The following is a 675-nucleotide window of genomic DNA, read 5'->3' as shown; positions in this document are numbered from 1 at the left end:
GTTAATAGCGCATTCGTTTGACGTTAGCTGCAGAAGAAGCACCGGCTAACTCCGTGCCAGCAGCCGCGGTAATACGGAGGGTGCGAGCGTTAATCGGAATTACTGGGCGTAAAGCGCATGCAGGTGGTTTGTTAAGTCAGATGTGAAAGCCCGGGGCTCAACCTCGGAATTGCATTTGAAACTGGCAGGCTAGAGTACTGTAGAGGGGGGTAGAATTTCAGGTGTAGCGGTGAAATGCGTAGAGATCTGAAGGAATACCGGTGGCGAAGGCGGCCCCCTGGACAGATACTGACACTCAGATGCGAAAGCGTGGGGAGCAAACAGGATTAGATACCCTGGTAGTCCACGCCGTCAACGATGTCTACTTGGAGGTTGTGGCCTTGAGCCGTGGCTTTCGGAGCTAACGCGTTAAGTAGACCGCCTGGGGAGTACGGTCGCAAGATTAAAACTCAAATGAATTGACGGGGGCCCGCACAAGCGGTGGAGCATGTGGTTTAATTCGATGCAACGCGAAGAACCTTACCTACTCTTGACATCCTCAGAAGAGACTGGAGACAGTCTTGTGCCTTCGGGAACTGAGAGACAGGTGCTGCATGGCTGTCGTCAGCTCGTGTTGTGAAATGTTGGGTTAAGTCCCGCAACGAGCGCAACCCTTATCCTTGTTTGCCAGCGAGT

At 53.0% G+C, this 675-nt stretch carries 1 rRNA gene; it reads left to right on the top strand.

Annotation, left to right across the window (positions count from 1 at the left end):
- Positions 1-675: ribosomal RNA gene (locus tag E6C74_RS20945) — 16S ribosomal RNA — on the top strand; the annotation flags it as partial.

Source organism: Vibrio sp. H11 (assembly GCF_004804295.1).
Classification (GTDB): domain Bacteria; phylum Pseudomonadota; class Gammaproteobacteria; order Enterobacterales; family Vibrionaceae; genus Vibrio; species Vibrio ostreae.
The sequence above is the reverse complement of the archived record's forward strand: the minus strand, read 5'-3'. Positions and strand labels throughout refer to the sequence as shown.